15 protein-coding genes are annotated in these 18736 nt (G+C 71.2%); 8 read left to right on the top strand and 7 right to left on the bottom strand.

Annotated features, from left to right (window positions below):
- Nucleotides 1-161: 161 nt before the first annotated feature.
- Together WME73_RS17075 and WME73_RS17070 are read left to right on the top strand one after the other, a co-directional pair.
- Nucleotides 162-809: an alpha/beta hydrolase gene (locus WME73_RS17075; protein ID WP_437746500.1), complete on the top strand. Its 648-nt coding sequence runs from the start codon at nucleotides 162-164 to the stop codon at nucleotides 807-809.
- 97 nt (nucleotides 810-906) lie between these two features.
- The gene (locus tag WME73_RS17070; RefSeq protein WP_437746499.1) at nucleotides 907-1278 is read left to right on the top strand and encodes a RidA family protein; all 372 of its coding nucleotides are present in this window, start codon (nucleotides 907-909) and stop codon (nucleotides 1276-1278) included.
- A 27-nt stretch (nucleotides 1279-1305) separates the two neighbouring features.
- On the opposite strand, the gene aroA is transcribed toward WME73_RS17070, so the two are convergent.
- From aroA to WME73_RS17045, 5 genes are all read right to left on the bottom strand, one after another.
- Nucleotides 1306-2604 carry a 3-phosphoshikimate 1-carboxyvinyltransferase gene (gene aroA, locus WME73_RS17065; RefSeq protein WP_437746498.1) on the bottom strand — a complete coding sequence of 433 codons (1299 nt, stop codon included), beginning with the start codon at nucleotides 2602-2604 and terminating at the stop codon, nucleotides 1306-1308.
- 107 nt (nucleotides 2605-2711) lie between these two features.
- Complete coding sequence (locus WME73_RS17060; protein ID WP_437746497.1) at nucleotides 2712-4127, bottom strand: glycosyl hydrolase family 8; 1416 nt, start codon at nucleotides 4125-4127, stop codon at nucleotides 2712-2714.
- Between the two features lie 246 nt (nucleotides 4128-4373).
- Nucleotides 4374-5288: an isoaspartyl peptidase/L-asparaginase gene (locus WME73_RS17055; RefSeq protein ID WP_437746496.1), complete on the bottom strand. Its 915-nt coding sequence runs from the start codon at nucleotides 5286-5288 to the stop codon at nucleotides 4374-4376.
- Between the two features lie 53 nt (nucleotides 5289-5341).
- Nucleotides 5342-5902, bottom strand: a complete 561-nt coding sequence (locus WME73_RS17050) for a hypothetical protein (protein WP_437916349.1) — start codon at nucleotides 5900-5902, stop codon at nucleotides 5342-5344.
- 992 nt (nucleotides 5903-6894) lie between these two features.
- A complete protein-coding gene (locus tag WME73_RS17045; protein WP_162143993.1) occupies nucleotides 6895-7395 on the bottom strand; it encodes a hypothetical protein in 501 nt (166 codons plus the stop codon).
- 380 nt (nucleotides 7396-7775) lie between these two features.
- On the opposite strand from WME73_RS17045, the gene WME73_RS17040 reads away from it, so the two are divergent.
- From WME73_RS17040 to WME73_RS17030, 3 genes are all read left to right on the top strand, one after another.
- Nucleotides 7776-9596, top strand: a complete 1821-nt coding sequence (locus WME73_RS17040; RefSeq protein ID WP_437746494.1) for a hypothetical protein — start codon at nucleotides 7776-7778, stop codon at nucleotides 9594-9596.
- A 57-nt stretch (nucleotides 9597-9653) separates the two neighbouring features.
- Complete coding sequence (locus WME73_RS17035) at nucleotides 9654-11081, top strand: pyridoxal phosphate-dependent aminotransferase (RefSeq protein ID WP_437746493.1); 1428 nt, start codon at nucleotides 9654-9656, stop codon at nucleotides 11079-11081.
- 90 nt (nucleotides 11082-11171) lie between these two features.
- Nucleotides 11172-13388 carry a protein kinase domain-containing protein gene (locus WME73_RS17030; protein WP_437746492.1) on the top strand — a complete coding sequence of 739 codons (2217 nt, stop codon included), beginning with the start codon at nucleotides 11172-11174 and terminating at the stop codon, nucleotides 13386-13388.
- Between the two features lie 58 nt (nucleotides 13389-13446).
- Here WME73_RS17030 and WME73_RS17025 read toward each other — a convergent pair whose 3' ends face one another.
- Nucleotides 13447-13878, bottom strand: coding sequence for a response regulator (locus WME73_RS17025; RefSeq protein WP_437746491.1), 432 nt, complete (start codon nucleotides 13876-13878; stop codon nucleotides 13447-13449).
- A gap of 343 nt (nucleotides 13879-14221) precedes the next feature.
- On the opposite strand from WME73_RS17025, the gene WME73_RS17020 reads away from it, so the two are divergent.
- From WME73_RS17020 to WME73_RS17010, 3 genes are all read left to right on the top strand, one after another.
- Complete coding sequence (locus WME73_RS17020) at nucleotides 14222-14728, top strand: DUF2505 domain-containing protein (protein ID WP_437746490.1); 507 nt, start codon at nucleotides 14222-14224, stop codon at nucleotides 14726-14728.
- A gap of 241 nt (nucleotides 14729-14969) precedes the next feature.
- Nucleotides 14970-16307, top strand: a complete 1338-nt coding sequence (locus tag WME73_RS17015) for an NAD(P)/FAD-dependent oxidoreductase (RefSeq protein WP_437747990.1) — start codon at nucleotides 14970-14972, stop codon at nucleotides 16305-16307.
- A gap of 86 nt (nucleotides 16308-16393) precedes the next feature.
- Nucleotides 16394-17188 carry a hypothetical protein gene (locus WME73_RS17010; protein ID WP_437746489.1) on the top strand — a complete coding sequence of 265 codons (795 nt, stop codon included), beginning with the start codon at nucleotides 16394-16396 and terminating at the stop codon, nucleotides 17186-17188.
- 24 nt (nucleotides 17189-17212) lie between these two features.
- Here the strand turns inward: WME73_RS17010 and WME73_RS17005 are convergent, their stop codons facing one another.
- Complete coding sequence (locus WME73_RS17005; RefSeq protein WP_437746488.1) at nucleotides 17213-18703, bottom strand: tetratricopeptide repeat protein; 1491 nt, start codon at nucleotides 18701-18703, stop codon at nucleotides 17213-17215.
- Nucleotides 18704-18736 lie beyond the last annotated feature (33 nt).

The raw sequence follows: 18736 nt of genomic DNA, 5'->3' as shown, positions 1-18736 counted from the left end.
GTGCGGGCGCGGGACCGCTTGCGGTTAGCCGATCGTGGCCCAACGCCAGACTTATGAAAGTTTCCACTATAGCTATATCCGGACTCGGCCTCGCTGCGCTGGCGACGGGGTGTGGCAAGGAGGAACGTGCGCTCGCGGAGGAGCGCCCGGCACAGCCCGCCATGGTCGAGCGGCAGCCCGCCGAGCCGCCGCTCGTCGCCACCGAGGTGCCCGTGCCTGGCGATCTGCCGGCGTTCGTCGTCACCGGGCCTCTCGGCGCGTGTCCGCGGATGGTGTTCCTTCACGGCATGTGCGGGCATGGGCTGGGCTACGTGCAAGCTTTCGCGAGGGCGGCGCGGGAGCACGGCGGTGTGCTCGGGCTCCAGGGCAACGTGCCCTGCGGCGCCGGCGGGGTGTTCAGCAAGTACTCGCCCGACGCCGAGGAGCAGGACGGCCGCATCCGGAGCGCGCTGGCGGTGTGCGGCGGCGAGGCGGAGGACCTCGTGGTCATCGGTTACTCGCAGGGTGCCTATATCGCGGAGCGGCTCGCGGAGCGGTGGCCGGAGCGGTACTCGCGGCTGGTGCTGCTCGGCGCCCCCACCACGCCCTCGGCCGCGCGCCTCCGGGACATCCGGGGAGCGGTGATGATCAGCGGCGAGCTCGACGCCACGTACCGCATGAAGGAGGGCGCGAGCGGGCTCCTCGCCGCGAAGATACCGGCGGTCTACCGGGAGATGCCCGGCGCGCACCACGGAGAGCTGCCGGACGCCGAGCGGGTGATGGACGAGGCGCTCGACTGGCTCGACGAGAACGCGCGGCCCCGCCTATGACCGGGGGCCCGGCGCGCGTGTGTTATGGATCTCGCGCAGAGCGTCGAGCGCGCGCCCTCCGAGGCGCCGCGGGGCGTGGCAGGCAAGGAGAGCAGCCGTGGAGCGAAAGAACTATCCTGCGCTGGGTGATCCGGCGGGTCCGTACGTTCATGCCGTCGAGCACAACGGCCTTCTGTTCCTTTCAGGGCTGACGGCCTTCGGCTCGCCCGCTCAGAAGGGCAGCGTGTCCGAGCAGGCAGAGGCGATCTTCTCCCAGATCGCGAGCATCGCGCGCGCCGAAGGGGTCGGCCTGGACGCGATAGCCAAGGTGACGATCTTCGTCACGAGCCTCGACGAGCTCGTGGCGTTGAGAGAGACCCTGTTTCGAATCTATGGCGCCGCGCTGCCGGCGAGCTCTCTGGTCCGTGTCGCCGGGCTCTTCTCCCCTGATCTGACGATCGAGGTGGAGGCAGTGCTCGCCCTCTCTTGAGCGCCTGTCCGGCGGCGCGGGCCGGGATCACACCGCGGGCGCCGCGCCTGCCGCGCGGGAGCACCCCTCGACGTCCTCCCAGAACGTCGGGTACGTCTTCGCGACGCAGGCCGGATCCTCGATGGTGATCCCCGGCCGGCACAGCCCCAGGATCGCGAAGCTCATCGCCATGCGGTGGTCGCTGTAGCTGCGCACGAGCGCGGGCGTCAGCGGCCGAGGCTCGATACGGAGCCAGTCGTCGCCGTGGGTCACCTCCTGGCCCAGGCGGCGGAGCTCCGCGACCGTGGCGGCGAGGCGGTCCGTCTCCTTGATCCGGATGTTCGCCACGTTCCGGATCGTCGTCGGCCCCTCGAGGAGCGGAGCGATCGCGGCCAGCGTCATCACGGTGTCCGAGATGTGGTGCATGTCGACGTCGATGCCGCGCAGGCGCCCGTCGCTGCGCACGGTGGTGGCATCGGCCTGCCGGCTCACGCGCGCGCCTGCCTGCTCCAGGAGCTCGACGAACCGGTAGTCTCCCTGCAACGCCCCCTCGGAAAGTCCGGGCACGGTGATGGCGCCGCCCGCGGCCGCGGCGAGCGCGAACGGATAGCTCGCGGACGACGCGTCGGGCTCGATCGGGTACGCCCGCGGGCGGTACCCCGCGGCGGGATGGACCGTGAACCCGCCCGCGGCCTCGTCGATGCGACCGCCGAAATCCGCGACCATGCGCCGCGTGATCTCGACGTAGGGGCGACTTACCAGCTCGCCGGCCACGCGCAGGTCGATGGCGGCGTCGGCGAAGGGGCCTGCCATCATCACCGCCGAGAAGTACTGGCTGGAGCGATCGCCGCGCATCGTCAGCGTGCCGCCCTTCAGCCGGCCGCCCCGGATCCGGAGCGGCGGGCACCCGGTCGCGCACTCCACGTCCGCCCCGAGCTGCCTCAGGCCGTCGACCAGATCGGCGATCGGCCGCTTGGCCATGTGCTCGTCGCCGACCAGCACCACCTCGCCCGGCACGAGGCACGCGAGCGCCGCGAGGAACCGCACCGTGGTGCCGCTGTTCCCGATGAACAGCTCGCGCCCCGGCGCGCGCAGCCGGCGCCGCCCTCCCTTCACCACCAGCGTGTGCGGCCCGGCGTCCTCGATCCCGATCCCCAGCGCTTCCAGGGCGGATCGCATGTGCCGCGTGTCGTCGCTATGGAGCACCCCCTCCAGCGTGCTCTCACCGTCGGCGAGCGCAGCCAGCACGAGCGCGCGGTTCGTGATGCTCTTCGAGCCAGGGACCCGCCAGATCCGATCCGGCGGCGAGGACAGCGGGGTGATGGGCAGTGGACCGGCAGGGATCATGGGGGCGGCGGACTATAGCGGGGCGCATCTTCGTGCGCCACGGGCTCATCGCGCCGCGCGACGGAGCCCGGATCACACGAATCTGCGCGGCGCCGCGCCGCCGCGCCTCACTGCGGCGCGTACGCCTGGAACTGACCGCCCACGTGCAGCAGCGCCATGAAGTACAGCATGCCGTCGTAGTAGCGGTACTGCCCGCTCGGGGGCTCGAGGTCCCAGAGCGCCTGGACGAAATCGGCGGACCGCGGGCCTTTGGCCGCCAGGCTGGCGGCCGCGTTCATGGCGACGAGCCCCGAGGAGTGGTCGGCGCTCAGCGCCTCGCCGTCGAGAGAGAACTGGTTCCCGTACTCCGCTCCTTGCGCCTCGAAGAACGCCTGGATGCGATCGCTGAGCTCCTGCTGGCGCTCATCCTTCGCCCACCACGCCCAGTCGACGGACCAGTTCATCGCGGTGCGCCACGCGTCGAAGCGGAAGTCCACGGACTCGGGCTTCCACGACGCCGCCTTGGGCGTGCCGTCGAAATTCGCGTAATCGGGCGTGAGCCCCGTCTCCGGGTGGGCCGCGAGGTGGAAGTAGCCGCGGCTCACCTCGGCCGCCTCGCTCCAGAAGGCGCGGTCCGCTTCCGGACCGTACTTGGCCCAGATCTCGTAGAAGGCCGGCAGGTGATACGACGGATCGGTGTGGTCCCCGTTGGTCTCGAAGTTCCCCGTGTCCGGCGTGAAGCGGATCTGGTGGTTCTCGGTGTTGAAGAGCGTCGACCCGGTCGTCGTGCGCGTCTCCCCGTTCCCGAAGGACTCCCCGGTGATCTCCGGTCGGTTCTTCATCAGGTCGAGCAAGCGATCCGCTTCCGCCCGGTAATTGTAGATGCCCTCACCATTGCCCCAGCGCCCCGACGCGAAATAGAGCGCCGTCGCGAAGTACTCCTCGCCGTCCGGCGCCGGCATCTCGTCCAGCGGGGTGCCGTCGAAATTCATCTGCCACGAGAAATACCCGTACGCCGGGTGCGTCTCGTCGGCGTGGAACATGTAGGTCTTCGCCCAGTTCCAGAGCGCGTTGAACTCCGCCTGATGGTCTGTCTGGACGGCGATCATCATGCCGTAGCTCATGCCCTCCGAGCGCACGTCCTCGCTCGCGATGTCGCGGATCTGCGCGAGCGGGCCGTTGTCGTTCTCCTCTTGCGCGAAATAGACGGCCTCTTCGGCCGGATCACCCTTGAAGAGATGGTCCCAGGCGGCCGCGATCTTGGCATTCACCTCGTCCTGCGTGCGCCCGTTCTCGACGAAGAGGTTGCGGTACTCCCCCGTATCGACAGCACCGCTCCCGCCAGGCGTCGACGCGCCGCCCCCGCCGTCGCCGCCCCCGCCCCCACTCCCGCCTCCGCCATCGGCAGAGCCGCCGGTCCCCCCTGCTCCGCCCGTGCCCGAGGACACGCTCCCTGCACCGCCGGAGCCACCGTCGTCATCCCCGCACGCGACGGCCGCCAAGAGCAGACCCACCGAGAGAAACCGCAGCGAATTCCGATTCATAAGATAGACCTCCTGTGACGAAGCCCAGCGTGATCCCCGTGGATCGGGCACCGTTCAGGCCGCCTCGCCGTGCATGACACGCCATGATCCGACGCGCGCAACAGCGCCGCGGCTCGGTTGCGAACACCCCAGCTCAGGACGAACGCTGTTTGACAGTGATGCTCACGACCGCAGACGCGAGAGCGCCCGGGGCGTCACGCGATGAACAGTGACCATGGAATAATCTGGGCTCTCTGTAAAGACAATTCACACACCGCTTTCCTCGCCCCAATCACCGACCGCCGCCCACGACATGGTCGCGGTCGATCGCGCCAGCCCGAACCTCCCAGTCCGATCGAGCGCGATGACGCCCCCGGTGATGTCGAGGCGCTCCGCCAGGTGCGCGATGATCCCGCTCGCCGCGTCGACCGCGCCGATGCCCGCGCGCATCCGCTCCACGGCCGAGTGCGCCACGGCGAGCCGGATCATCCCCTCGCCGTGGCCGGTCGTCGACACGGCCCCGGCCTCGTCGTCAGCGTACGTCCCTGCCCCGATGAGGGGCGAGTCCCCCACCCGCCCGACCCGCTTGTTGACCGTGCCGCCCGTGCTCGTCGCCGCGGCGGTGAGCCCGCCCTCGTCGAGCGCCACCGCGCCGACCGTGTTGCCCGCCCAGGAGGTCGCGCGGATGCCTTGCTGGGCCGCCGCGAGCGCCTCCCGGGCCGCCTCCGTGACGAGCGCCGCCTCGCCCACGGGCGTGAACCCCTTCATCCGCGCGAACCGCGCGGCGCCGTGCGCGGCGTACAGCACGTGCCGGCCGTCCTCCAGCGCCGCGCGCGCGATCGCGATCGGCTCGGCGAAATCCGAGAGCGCGCAGACCGCGCCGGCCCTGAGCCCGCGGCCCTCCATGATCGACGCGTCGAGCTCGATGTGGCCTTCCTCGTTCAGGACCGCGCCCGTACCCGCGTTGAAGAGCGGATCGTCCTCGAGGACGCGCACCGCGCGCTCGACCGCGTCGAGCGCGCTCCCTCCCTCGGAGAGCACGCGCGCTCCCTCGCGCGCCGCGCGGAGGCACCCCGCCGCATGCAGCGGCCGCCGCTCCGGAGCGACGTTGCCCGCGCCGCCGTGGACCAGGACGGTGCGCCGCCCGCCGCGCCCGCCCAGAGAATGGATGACGTGCTTCACGATCGTGGCACCCTACCGCGGCGCGCGCCCGGAGGTCCACGCCCACCCGACGCTCACTCGGGCGGGAGCGCGCTCCGCTTGGCCTTGAGATCGTAGGCCATGCCGCACGGCAGCGCCGCGACCACCGGCGCGACGCTGAGCTCTCCGGCGACGAGGTCCTCGCACCGAGACCCCGCCGTGGGCACGAACTCGAAGGACATCGTCGCCTTGAACCCCGCGACGTCATCCCCTCTGCCGCCGAGCTGCCCGAGCGCCCGGTCGCGGCGCTCGACGGAGCACGGCGGCCCCGGGGGCGCGTCGCCCGCGCGCATGTCCACCACCACGCGCCCGTCGATCGAGAAGCTCACCTCGTCATCGTCGATGACGCCTTCGATCACGCTGGCGCCGTTGTTCCAGTAGAGGGCGCCGTCGCCGCGCGCGAGCTCGACGTCGAACTCCCACAGGCGCTTCGCGCCGAGCGCCCCCTCCCCGCACGTGTTCGCCGTCTGCGTCCCGACCACGTGGAACGCGCCGAGCGCGGCTCCCAGCTCCGGCGCCTCCCGATCCCCGAAGGCGTCGGCGCACGCTGGAAGCAGGGGCAACGCCGGCAGCAGCGCGAGCAGCAGCATCCGCATCGAGCCCGCGTACCAGACAGGCACGGCGCAGGACAAAAAAGCGCTCGCGGGCAATGGAAATAAAAACGGGTCGGGTGCTTCGCTCGCACCCGACCCGTCCCGTGGGCCTCTACCGGAGGCCTTCTGGACCCCGCTTGATCCCGCCTGTGCGGCGCCCCCCCTGTCCCATCGCGACGAGCGTTCAGCCCCGAAGCGCCGGTGAGAATCGTTGCCGGAAGACCTGAGTCTTCCTCGATTCCCTCTCTGCCGGCCTCGCGGAGGTCGCGATGGCAGTCAACAGGTTATCGAGCGCCGGACCTGGCCGAGCGCGGTAGCGTTTTGCAAGGCCCCGATGACCCTGCGTCCACGCTCCACGAGGGTCAGCCGTTCCCAGCCTCCGGTATAGAAGAGCCACTGGTACTGTGCATGGTGTCCATCCCTCCTCCGGCTTGCCGGCACCCCGCGCCGGATCGAAAGAGATCGTCCGGCATGGCAAGGGTGTTCGATTGCGGATCAGCGGAGAGCCCGCCGATCTGGTGTCGACCCCAGCACCGTGGTGCTCCACGGCAGGACCATCCTGGAGCTGATGCTCCGTCCGAGGCCGAGGACCAGCGTATCACCGCTGTTCAGGCGAGCAAGGGGCTCACGCACCGAAACATCGAAAGCGATTCTCTTCCATTCCATCCATGTCCACCCACGGTCCGCCTGGTCCCACCGCTCCCACCGCGTCTCGCAGCGCAGCCGGGCAGGCGTCGTTCGACGGCGCACGGCGCACGGCGCACGGCGCACGGCGCACGGCGCACGGCGCACGTCGCACGCGGGCAAGCAGGCGTCACCGGAGGAGCAGCCAGGCAGGGCGAGGTGCAAGGCGCGTCTCGGCAGGACGAGGCGCAGCGCGCTCCAGCGAGACGACGTGCCGGACGCAAGCGCGCAGCTGCCGGAACAGGTCCGGTGGAACGACGGCGAGGACGTCGCGCGGCGGGCCGGCGCGCCGTGACCGGGCCCCGCGCGCGTCAGACGTGTGCGAACCAGCTCGCCTCCTCGCCCTCCGGCAGCGCCGTGGCGAGGACCGCGAGCATCGCGTCGATCTCTTCCTTCGTGTGGACCCCGCTGCGCAGGATGGCCGCCGGGCCGTCGCCCCCGGGCACCACGACCGACTCCACGGCGAGCGCGGTGTTGACTCCGTAGCCGTAGGACGCCAGCGTCACGACCGCGGTGGCTTCGCGGTCGTCGAGCAGCCGGCGGATCGTCAGCGTGCGGCGCACGCGCTCGCTGTCTTCGGCCCACGACGCGAGCCACGCGCGCGCCGCCTCGTCGAGGCCGACGAGCACGAGCTGCGCAGGAGGCAGCGCGTCAGGATCGGCCGCCGCGACGGCGGCGCGGTGGAAGCCCCGCACCTCCCGGCACCAGAGCGGCGGCGCGCCGTCGACCCGCACGAGAAAGCCGTAGGGGCCTCGGGCCCCCTCTCGCTCCGAGCCCCCCGAAGAAGCGGAAGAGAAACTGTCGTTCGACACGAAGGGAGACGATACACGAGCTCTGCTCGGCGGAGGAAGCCCGCTCAATTGCGCAGCACGTCGAGCCGACACGGCTCCGCCCCGGTCACACCGGTCACACGCACGCCACCTGGGTACGCCCACCGATGCCCATGGCGCCCACAACGAGAGCGCCACACTCCTGGGATTTCGGCTAAGGTGGCCCCGCCTCCCCCGTGGAGCCCGTCCGGGACGGGGTGCGTCCTGCACCTACGGCGTCTCCCCGGCCGACGGGCTCCGGCCCGCAGCGACGGGTCGGGGCGGCAGCAGCGCCCGACGCCGGGCGCGCTGCCGCGGAAGGCCGGCGAAGAGGCCCGCCGGCGCATCCCGCGTCACCTCGATCCCGATCCGAACCGCAGGCAATGAAGCTCACGTCACAACAAGTCATCGAGATCGTCATCGCGCTCTGCGCCTACTTCGGCGTCGCGTTCGCGCTCAACTGGTTCGCCCCGTCGCGGCTCCGCATGCTCGCGCGGTACAGCACGGTCGCCGCGGGCGTCGCGCTCTTCTTCCATGGTCTGGACCGGTACATCGACGAGCACGCCCGCGCCGTGGACATGGCGAAGGTGGCGATCGCGATGGGCGCCGCGCTCTGCGTCTTCTACGAGACGCACCGCGAGGGGATGCGCCGGCCGATCGCGGAGCGCTGGAAGCGGTTCGCCGGCGTGGCGCTCGGTGTCGCCGCCATCATCGCGTACTTCAACGGCTTCCGCTTCGGCTATCCCAAGTATTACCACCGCTGGGATCAGTTCCATTATTACATGGGGGCCAAGTACTTCCCGGAGATGGGGTACGACGGCCTCTACAAATGCGCGCTGATCGCGCAGGACGAGCTGGGGCTCGTCACGTACACGAACGAGGACACCGGGCGGCAGGTCAAGCTGGACATGTCGAAGGAGGTCCGCCACCCGGACAAGAAGATCCGGAACCTCGGTGGCGACAACCTCCTCATGCCGGCGAGCGAGGTGCTCAGCACGCCCGAGATGTGCAAGGCGCACTTCTCACCGGAGCGCTGGGACGCGTTCAAGGCCGACGTGCAGTTCTTCCGGACAGCCTCGGACAAGGGCTACTGGGAGGACATGCAGAAGGACCACGGCTACAACCCGCCGCCGGTCTGGACGATCATGGGTAAGTTCTGGGCGGACCTCCAGCCGGCCAGCACCCGCTACCTCCAGTTCCTCGCCAGCTTCGATATTTTCTATCTGCTCGGGATGTTCGCCGCCCTCTACTGGGCCTTCGGGTGGCGGGTCTTCGCCGTCGCGGCGATCTTCTGGGGCTGCCAGTCGTCGGCGCCGTTCTACTGGACGGGCGGCGCGTTCCTCCGGCAGGACTGGCTCTTCTACCTGGTCCTCTCGGCCTGCCTCATCCGGAAGCGCTACTTCAAGCTCGCGGGCGCGAGCATGGTCTACGCGGGCCTCCTGCGCATCTTCCCGGGCCTGCCCGTGATCGGCTGGCTCACCGTCGCCGGGATTCACCTCGTCCGCCACAAGCGCATGGCGAGGTCGCACGTGCAGGTGCTGATCGGCGGCGTCCTCGCGGCCGCCGTGCTCATTCCGGTGAGCATGAAGGTCTCGGGCACGGACTCGTACCGGCAGTTCTACGAGCACACGCTCAAGGTGCACGACCAGACGCCGCTGACGAACCACATGGGCCTCCGCGTGCTCGTCGGCCACGAGCCCGGCACGGGCGTCGAGTCCGGCCGCATGAAGTACACGAAGGATACGAAGCTCGTCGATCCGTTCGAGGTCTGGAAACGGATGCGCAACGAGCGCTACGCGAAATACCGCTGGATCGCCTATGGGATCATCGCCGCGAGCCTGGCGGGCTTCGTCTACGTGTGCCGGCGGGTCCGCTCGCTGTGGGTGGCCCAGTGCCTCGCCCAGATCTTCGTCATCCTGCTCTCGCAGCTCACCTGTTATTACTATTCATTCATGATCTTGAGCGCGCCGCTCACCCGGGTGAAGCGCCAGATCGAGGTACCCCTGTTCGGCCTGGCGGCGCTCAGCCAGTTCATCTGGATCACGTTCAACTACAACGACGACAAGTACACTGCGCTCACCGCTGTCTCACTCGCCTTCTGCTATTACCTGCTCTGGATCTTCTCGGGTAAGACGATGCCGTGGGCGCGGCAGCCCGAGCCGGCGAGCGAGGACGGCGGAAAGCCGACGGCCCAGCAGGCCTGAGGCGCTCGCCTCCTGCTGGGTCGCCACGGCAGCGCCTCCCATGCCTGGAAACAAACGATGACAGAAGCAGAGCGAGAGCATCCCGACGAGCGAAGCGACCTCCAGGGAGACGAGGCCCGGCCCAGCGATCCTGGGGCGGCGGCCGACCGGGGGAACACGCCGGCTCCGCCGCGCGGCGACGACCGGGCGGTCCACGCTTTCCGGAAGGTCCCGCGGACGGGCGTCATCTACGTGACGACCGAGGCCGCGCGCCTCGGCTTTAACCCGGGTCGGGACTCCGCGTCCGCGGGTCCCTCCGAGGCAGGCGCCGACGAGGGGACGGACGGCTGGTGCAACCTCGGGCAGGGCCAGCCGGAGACGGGCCCGCTCCCGGGCTCGCCCGCGCGCTGCGCGGCGGTGCCGATCTCCGGAGACGACCAGGAATACGCGCCCGTGGCCGGCCTCTGGGAGCTGCGCGAGGCGATCGCGTCGCTCTACAACCGCGCGTACCGGCGGGGCATGCCGTCGCGCTACACGGCCGAGAACGTGGCGGTGTCGGGCGGGGGTCGCATCGCCCTCACCCGCGCCGCGGCGGCGCTCGGGCAGATCAACCTCGGCCACTTCCTCCCCGATTACACCGCCTACGAGGAGCTGCTCGACGTCTTCCGGCTGTTCTCGCCGATCCCGATCCTGCTCGAGGGCGAACGCGGCTACTCGTTCTCCGTCGGCGACCTGCGCCGCGAGATCCTGGGCCGCGGCCTGAGCGCGATCCTCGCCTCGAACCCCTGCAATCCGACCGGGAAGCACGTGCGCGGCGAGGAGCTCGCCGCCTGGGTCCGCACCGCGAAGGAGCTCGATTGCGCGCTCTTGCTCGACGAGTTCTACTCGCACTACATCTACGGGATGGGCGACGTCGCCCCGATGGAGAGCGCCGCGCGCTACGTCGAGGAGGTCGACCGCGATCCGGTCGTGATCTTCGACGGCCTGACCAAGAACTGGCGCTACCCCGGCTGGCGCGTCACCTGGACGCTGGGGCCGCGCGAGGTCATCGAGGCGGTGGCGAGCGCCGGCAGCTTCCTCGACGGCGGCGGCTCCAAGCCGATGCAGCGCGCCGCGGCAGAGCTGCTTACCATCGAGCACACCCGCGCCGAGACGACGGCCATCCACCGGACGTTCTCACACAAGCGCGAGATCATGCTCGAGGGGCTGCGCAGGATCGGCGTCACGGTCGACGCGGAGCCCGAGGGCACGTTCTACGTCTGGGGCTCGGTCGCGGATCTGCCCCCGGGGCTCTCCGACGGCTACGGCTTCTTCCGGGCGGCCCTCGGGGAGCGGATCATCGTCGTGCCGGGCGAGTTCTTCGACGTCAACCCCGGCAAGCGCCGGGCGGGGCGGCCGTCGCGGTTCCGTCACCACGTCCGATTTTCTTTCGGCCCGAGCGAGGACGTCCTCGTCCGGGCGCTCGGGCGGCTAGAGCGCATGGTAGGCGAGCGTCGCCGGGCCTGACACCGGCGGCGCCGCGCAGGGGAGCGGGAAGACGGGGCCGAGCGCCAGGTCTTGTCGCGCTGCACGTCTTCCGACATGGTGGGGGAGCGCGTGGCCAAAGATCCGTGGAGTGATTGGAACGACGACGACCCCGGTAACTTCCAGCCGGGCGATACGATCGGCCCCTACGAGCTGCTGTTCCCTGCAGCCGTGGGCGGCATGGCCGCCGTGTGGGCTGCGCGGCTCAGGCGGCCCAACGGCTCCGTCCAGATCGTCGCCGTCAAGCTGCTGTCGGACGCGATGCGCGGGGATGACGACGCGCGGGCGATGTTCCTCGACGAGGCGTGCACCGCGTCGCGGATCCTCCACCCGAACGTCGTGCACATCCTCGCGTACGGCGAGGTCCGCGATCGGCCGTACCTCGCGATGGAGTGGATCGACGGCGCCCCGATCGCGAAGATCTTCTCGAACCAGAAGGCGAAGCGCGCGCTCTTGCCCCTCGGCTGGGTGCTCCACGTGATGATCGACGCGTGCGCCGGGCTGCACGCGGCGCACGAGGTCCGCGACGACACGGGCGAGCTCCTCAACCTGATCCACCGCGACGTCACGCCGGAGAACGTGATGGTGACGTTCGACGGCATGGTCAAGGTCGTCGACTTCGGCGTCGCGAAGACGCGGGCGCGCGCGCAGACCAGCCGCGTCGGCGCGATCAAGGGCAAGACCGGGTATTTCTCGCCCGAGCAGGTCATGGGCGGGGCGCTCGACCGCCGCAGCGATCTCTTCTCGATGGGCGTGCTGCTCTACCTGCTGGTGACGGGCCACACGCCGTTCCGCGGCAAGGGCCCGCTGGAGGCGATGCAGCAGATCGCCAACCGCAACCCGCAGCCGCCGCGCGAGATCATGCCCGAGGTCCACCCGGAGCTCGACCGCATCATCATGCGGGCGCTCGCCAAGAACCCGAACGAACGGTACCAGACGGCCGCGGAGCTGCGCCGCGATCTCGAGCAGGTGAGCGCCGCGGTCCGCGAGAGCTACACCGACAAACAGGTGGGCCAGCTCGTCCGCGATCTGCTCCCCGGGGTCGCCGAGGCACGCAAGGAGCGGATCGATCAGGCGCTCGACGAGCTCGACCGGATCCTCGCCGAGCGCGCCCACCCTCAGAAGCCGCAGGCCTCGCGCCCCGAGGACGCGACCGAGGTGATGCTGCGGCGCATCTCCATGCTGCCGATCCTGCAGGACGGCCCGGAGGCGACGGAGGGCGGCGGCGCGGCCGACGCGGCGCCGCCCTCGTCCCCGGCAGGCCCCGCGAGCTCGCGCATGTCGGGGCCGGCCAGCTCGCGCATGTCGGGACCCGCGAGCTCGCGCATGTCGGGACCCGCGAGCTCGCGCATGTCGGGGCCGGCCAGCTCGCGCATGCCGGCGCCGACGAGCCCGCGCCGCGCGAACGCCGACCCGATGCGCAAGTCGAATCCGGACGCGACGCGCAAATCGACCCCGGATGCGACCCGCAAGTCGAACCCCGACGGCGCAGGCTCGCCGCTCGATTTCCCAGCGGGGCTTTCGCCGCTGCCGCTGCTCCCGCCGCCGCTGCACGTGGGGCCGCCGGTGCCCCCGGGGCCGGCGGCTTACGTCGGTCCGGCGGCGCACGCGAGCGGCCCCACGAGCGCTGTCGCGTCCGCGCCCGAGCGCCGCGCGTCCCCTCCCGCGAAGGGGTCCTTCGTCCGCATGGCGTTGCTCGCGCTGATCGTCCTGGGCGTGGTCGCGGCCGTTGCGTTCCTGCTGCTCGCGCGTTCCGGCCGCATGCCGCTCGGCGGTGTGGTGGTGCCTTCCGCCAGCCCCAGCGCGTCCGCACCGACGGTGCAAGCGCCCGATGCCGGCGCCGATGCCGCGGCGACGCCGAACGCGGCAGCGACGGCGTCGACGGTCGCGAGCGACGCCGTCGCGGACGCCGCGGCCCCGACCGATGCAGCCGCAGCCGAGCTGATCGCCGACGCGGCCGCCCCGGCCGACGCGTCCGCCCTGGCCGACGCGGCCGCGGACGCCGCGGTGCCCGCCGATGCAGCCACCCCCGGGCAGCCGGCGTACGTCCCCGGCGCCGCACCCGCGCCGGGGACGCCGTACCCGGGCTCCTCGGTCACCCCTGCGCCGCGCGTCCCAGGGCCTCTGCCCACGCCGTCCGTCACCGGGTGGCCTCCGCCACGGCCCGCGAGCCAGCCCGGACTGCCGGCGACTCCGCCCGCCTCCACGCTGCCGCGCGGGCCCGTCCCCGGCCAGGCGCCGCCGCGGCCGCGCCCCGCTGCGCCCCCCCTCGACCTGGCGCCGCGGTAGCGCCTCCGGACCGGGCGCGGCTGCCTCCCCCGCAGCCCGCGCGGCCGGCGCATCGCGCTCAGTCCTCCTTCGGCTTCTCCGGCTGCGCCTCGCCGGGCGGCGGGGGCGGAGTGGCGCGGGCCGCAGCTTTCTTCAGCGACGACTCCGCGAGCGACACCAGCATGGCGAGGTTCACCGGCTTCGAGAGCAGGAAGATCGCGTGCCGTCGCAGCGCGCGGATGCGAGCCTGCTGCGACTCATCTGCCGTCACGACGAAGACGGGCGTGTCGCGGTTCAGCGCTCCCTTGGCCGAGAGCGACTCGAGCACGCTGAAGCCGTCGATCAGCGGCATGTGCAGATCGAGCACCACGAGATCGAACTTGCGCGCGGAGAGCCGGCGCAGCGCCGGCGCCCCGCCGTTCGCCTCCTCGACGTCGCCCAGCGTACGGAGCGAACGCGCAAACATGGCCCGGATCGCGGCGTCGTCGTCGATGACGAGGATGCACGTCACAGCGTCATGCTCGCACGGCCGCAGAAGCGCTGGAAGCCCGCCGCCAGCCCCCGCATCGCCCGGAGCGCGCGTACGCAACCGTGCGCAGCGCCGGTCTCCAACTCGCGGCGTCGCCTCCAGTCCCGCGGCTGCTTCGCGCCCCCGCGTCCGCCTGCGCTCGGCGTGACCTCGCGCGCCACGCGATCGGGGCGACGAACGCCCGGCGCGCGCAACGCAGACGGACGCGTCGCCAGCGCAGATCCCGTGTTCAGCGGTCCTGGTCGAGACATGGACGCCACGTACGGGCTGCGGTAAACGCGGAGCTGGACGTCATCGACCCCGCGCACCGCAAAGGAACGATCCCATGGGCAAGTTCACCCTCACACACGAGATCAACTGCAACCTCGAGACGTTCTGGAAGCTGTTCCTGGACAAGACATTCAACGAGGAGCTCTACAGGAAGGAGCTCGGCTTCCCCGAGTTCACGATCACGGAGCAGGTCGAGACGGCGACGGAAATCATCCGGAGGTCGGCCGGGAAGCCGAAGATGAATTTGCCCGGCCCCGTCGAGAAGCTGCTCGGCTCCGGGTTCCGCTACACCGAAGAGGGCAGGCTGAACAAGGCGACGAACGTGTGGACCTTCAAGCTGACGCCAAGCACCCTGGCCGACAAGATGCGGAACGAAGGCGTGGTGCGCGCCGAGGCCATCGGCGACAACAAGGTGCGTCGGATCGCCGAGATCACGATCGAAGCGAAGGTGTTCGGCGTCGGCGGCATGCTCGAGAGCAGCGCCGAGAAGGAGCTGCGGCAAGGGTGGGAGGTCAGCGCGGTCTTCATGAACAAGTGGATCGCCCAGGGCAAAACGGCTTAGCCGGGCCGGTGGCGATCGGCTGGCCCCTGCCGCGCACCGCCTGGGGCGCCTGACGCCGGCGCTGCCCGACGAACGGACGGCGACGCCGACGAGAGGGGGACGAGAGGGGATCGCGAGCGGCCGTCTCGCGGCCTCCATCCCGCGAACAAGCGAGGGCGCACCCCTGCACGTCCAGGGTCAAAGCGGGAGATCTGCGGCTCCCGCTCTTGCTGTGGTGGCGTACGGGAACCAGGGCCACGGCATGGAGCACGTCGTCATCATCGGTGCCGGCTTCGGCGGCCTCTACGCGGCGCGGGCGCTCCGGCGCGAGCCGGTACGGGTGACCGTGATCGACCGGCACAACCATCACACGTTCCAGCCCCTCCTGTATCAGGTCGCGACGGCGGGCCTGAGCGCGAGCGACATCGCCACGCCCATCCGCCACGTGCTGCGCAAGCAGAAGAACACGAGCGTGATCCTCGCCGAGGTGAAGGCGATCGATCCCGTCCAGAAGCGGGTGATCTTCGAGGACGGCGAGCTCGGCTACGACAAGCTGATCGTCGCGGCCGGGGCGTCGCATTCGTACTTCGGGAACGACGCGTGGGCGGCCGTCGCGCCCGGGCTCAAGACCATCGAGGACGCGCTCGAGATCCGCCGGCGCGTCCTCCTCGCCTTCGAGGCGGCCGAGCGCGAGCCCGATCCGGCGCGGCGGAGCGCCTGGATGACGTTCGTGGTGGTCGGCGCGGGCCCGACGGGCGTCGAGCTCGCCGGCGCCCTCTCGGAGCTCGCGAGGCACACGCTCAGGCGCGAGTTCCGGCACATCGATCCGAGCAAGGCCCGCATCCTCCTGCTGGAAGGGGCCGGGCAGGTGCTGCCGTCGTACGTGCCGGAGCTCGGCGAGAAGGCGCGACAGCAGCTGGCCGCGCTCAACGTGGAGGTGCGGACGAACTGCCGCGTCACCGACATCGACGAGGAGGGGGTCTCGATCGGCGACAAGCGGATCGAGGCCAGGACCGTGCTCTGGGGGGCCGGCGTGGCGGCCTCGGCCATCGCCCGCACCCTCGGAGCGCCGCTCGACCGGGCAGGGCGCGTGCTGGTGGCGCCGGACCTGACGGTGCCGGGTCACGAGGACATCTACGTGATCGGCGACCTCGCGTCGCTGAAGCAGGAGGACGGGACGCCCGTGCCCGGCGTGGCGCCCGCGGCGATCCAGGGAGGGCGCCACGCCGCGCGCTGCATCGCGCGCACCCTGCGGGGGCTGCCGCGGCTGCCGTTCCGGTACAACGACCGGGGATCCCTGGCGACGATCGGGCGCGCCGCGGCGGTCGCCGACTTCGGCAAGCTGAAGCTCTCCGGGTTCCTGGCGTGGCTCGCGTGGCTGTTCGTCCATATCCTCTTCCTGATCGGCTTCCGTAACCGCTTCCTGGTGCTGTTCTCGTGGGCCCTCTCCTACGTGACCTACCAGCGCGCCTCGCGGTTGATCACGGGCGAGATCCCGCCGCTCCTGGAGGACCATCACGCGCCGGAGCTCGAGGCGCGCATGGACGGTGGCGCCGTGAGGAGGCACCAGCCGATGGAGCCCGCGCGCACGCGCGCATAGGCGGCGCCAGAGAGCACACACGCCGCCCGCCGGCGTCCTGCGCTCGTCTGGACCTCGGCGACGGAGCTGCGTTAGCGTCATTGATCATGACGACCCATCCCGGACAGGGCGCCTCGACGCACCCGTGGCGAGCGCTCCTCGCCAGCGCAGCACCTCTCGCCGCACTCCTGCTCAGCGCCCCCTCCGCCTTCGCGCAGGCGCCTCCTGCTGCGTCCTCGCCGCGCGCAGGCGCCCCTGCCGGCGCCGAGCCGCAGCCCGCGCCCCACGGGGCCCCTGCGCCGTACGGCGCGCCTGCCCCGTATGGGCAACAGCCCGGCTACTACCCGCCTCCGGGATACGCCCCGCCTCCGGGATACGCCCCGCCTCCGGGATATGCCCCGCCTCCGGGATACGCCCCGCCTCCGGGATACGCCCCGCCTCCGGGATACGCCTCGCCTTCCGGCTCGTATCCGGTTGGCCCGAGGATCATGAACTACGAGGAAGGGCAGGCCGTCCCGGAAGGTTACCGCGTCGAGGAGAGGGCGCGCCGCGGCCTGGTCATCGGCGGCGCCGTGACGTTCGGCGTCACCTACATCCTCTCGGCGATGGTCGGGCTCGTGGCGGAGAGCGCTGACAGGGCGAGCGGCGGAAGCGGCGAGAGCTACCTCCCGCTCTACATCCCGCTCGCCGGCCCCTTCATCACCGTCGGCACCGCCGATGCGAAGGGCGGCGGCGTCTTCGTCCTCATGGTCGACGGGCTGGCTCAGGTCGCCGGGGCCGCGATGTTCATCGGCGGCCTCGCCGCGCCGGAGAAGAAGCTCGTCCGCAACGACGTCGCCCTGTCGGTGAAGCCGATCGTCACGGGCGACACCGTCGGGCTCGGCGTCTCCGGCTCGCTCTGAGCGCGCGCCGCCCGCGGCCCGGCGTCACGGCACGACGGGCGGCGTCTCATCCATCGTCTTGACGGCGCGCTTGGCCCTGCGGCGCACGTCGACGTGCAGCGACTCGTCGAAGTTGATGGCCGAGAACGCCGCCCGCGCCTCGATGTTCTTGCCGAGCGCGGCGTACGCCTCGGCCTCGTTCCATCGCAGCTTCCAGTCGCGCTTCGCGAGGTCCGAGAGCTTCGCGGCATCGGCGATGATGTCCGGGTACCGCTGCTGCTTCCCGAGCTCGGTCCAGTACTCGGCCCGGAGGTCGTCGTCCCCGGGCGCGAGCGCGACGGCCGCCGCGAAGCCCGCGAGCGCGTCGTCGATCCGACCTGCGACCAGCTCGGCGCGGGCGAGCGAGCGGCGCGCGCCGGCGCTCTCGGGGTGAGCCGCGACGAAGGCGGCGAGCGCGGGGATCGCCTCGTTGACCTTCTGGATGTCCGCGGGATCGCTCGGCCAGAACCGGAGCGAGAGCGCGGCGAGGTCGCCTGGGTCGCTCTCGAGCGCGCGCTCGACCGCGGCGGGCACCTCCGCTCCGCGGCCCGCCTGGGACAGGCACTTGGCGAGCTCGACCCAGGCGCCCGACGAGGACGGCGCCGTCGCGACGAAGGCCTCGGCCGCGGCGAGCGCCTCGTCGGTGCGCCCGAGCGATCGGAGCGCGGCGATCCGCGCGAGGTGCGCGCGCTCGCGGCTCGCCCCTTCGCCCGAGGCGGCGACGGCGCGCTCCGCTGCGGCCAGCGCGACGTCGTGGCGGAGCTCGCGCTCGTGGTAGGCGAGCTGCTCGAGATAGAAGGCGCCGTCGCGCGGCGCCGCGTCCCACTGGCCCGCGAGGTACTCGAGCACCGCGTCGGAGCGCACGTAGACGAGCGAGGCCGCGTCGCGCGGGTTCTCGTAGATCGGCAGGAGGACCCCGAGCTGGACCATCGCGTCCAGCGCCGGCTGGCAGTCGGGCTTCGCCTCGAGCGCGAGCACCATCTCGTCGAGGGCGGCGTCCTTCTTCTGCATCGCCAGGTGCACTTGCCCGAGCGCCACGTGGTAGTCGGCGTCCCCCTGGAACGTCTTTCGGATCGCCTGGAAGCTCTTCAGCGCCGCGGGGTGATCGCCCATGTTCGCCTGCGCCGAGGCGAGGTTCAGCCGCGCGGCGTGATCGTCGGGATCCATCGTGATGATGCGCTTGAGCGCCGAGATCGCCTTCTCGTAATCGCGCTCGCCGAACGCCTTCTGCGCGCGCTCCCAGACCGGAGCCTTGTCGAGGAACGCCTCGAACTGCGAGACGAGCGTGCTGTTCTGCTTGCGCCAGACGCCGCTCTTGCCGGGCTCGGAGTTCGTGAGGAAGTCTTTGATCCACTTGCGGGCGGCGTCGATGCTGAGCCCCTTGTCAGCCAGCCCTTCGAACTCCCCTCGAGGCACCGGCATGCGCGCGGGGATCCCCTGCCGGCGCGCCGTGGTCTCATCCAGGCCGATCAGCACCCAGTCGCTTTGCTCGCTCATGATCCAAGGACGGTAGCCGCCGTGCCCCGCCGG

Origin of the sequence: Sorangium sp. So ce302 (assembly GCF_051530145.1) — a bacterium.
In the GTDB taxonomy this organism is placed as follows: domain Bacteria; phylum Myxococcota_A; class Polyangia; order Polyangiales; family Polyangiaceae; genus Sorangium; species Sorangium cellulosum_B.
The sequence above is the reverse complement of the archived record's forward strand: the minus strand, read 5'-3'. Positions and strand labels throughout refer to the sequence as shown.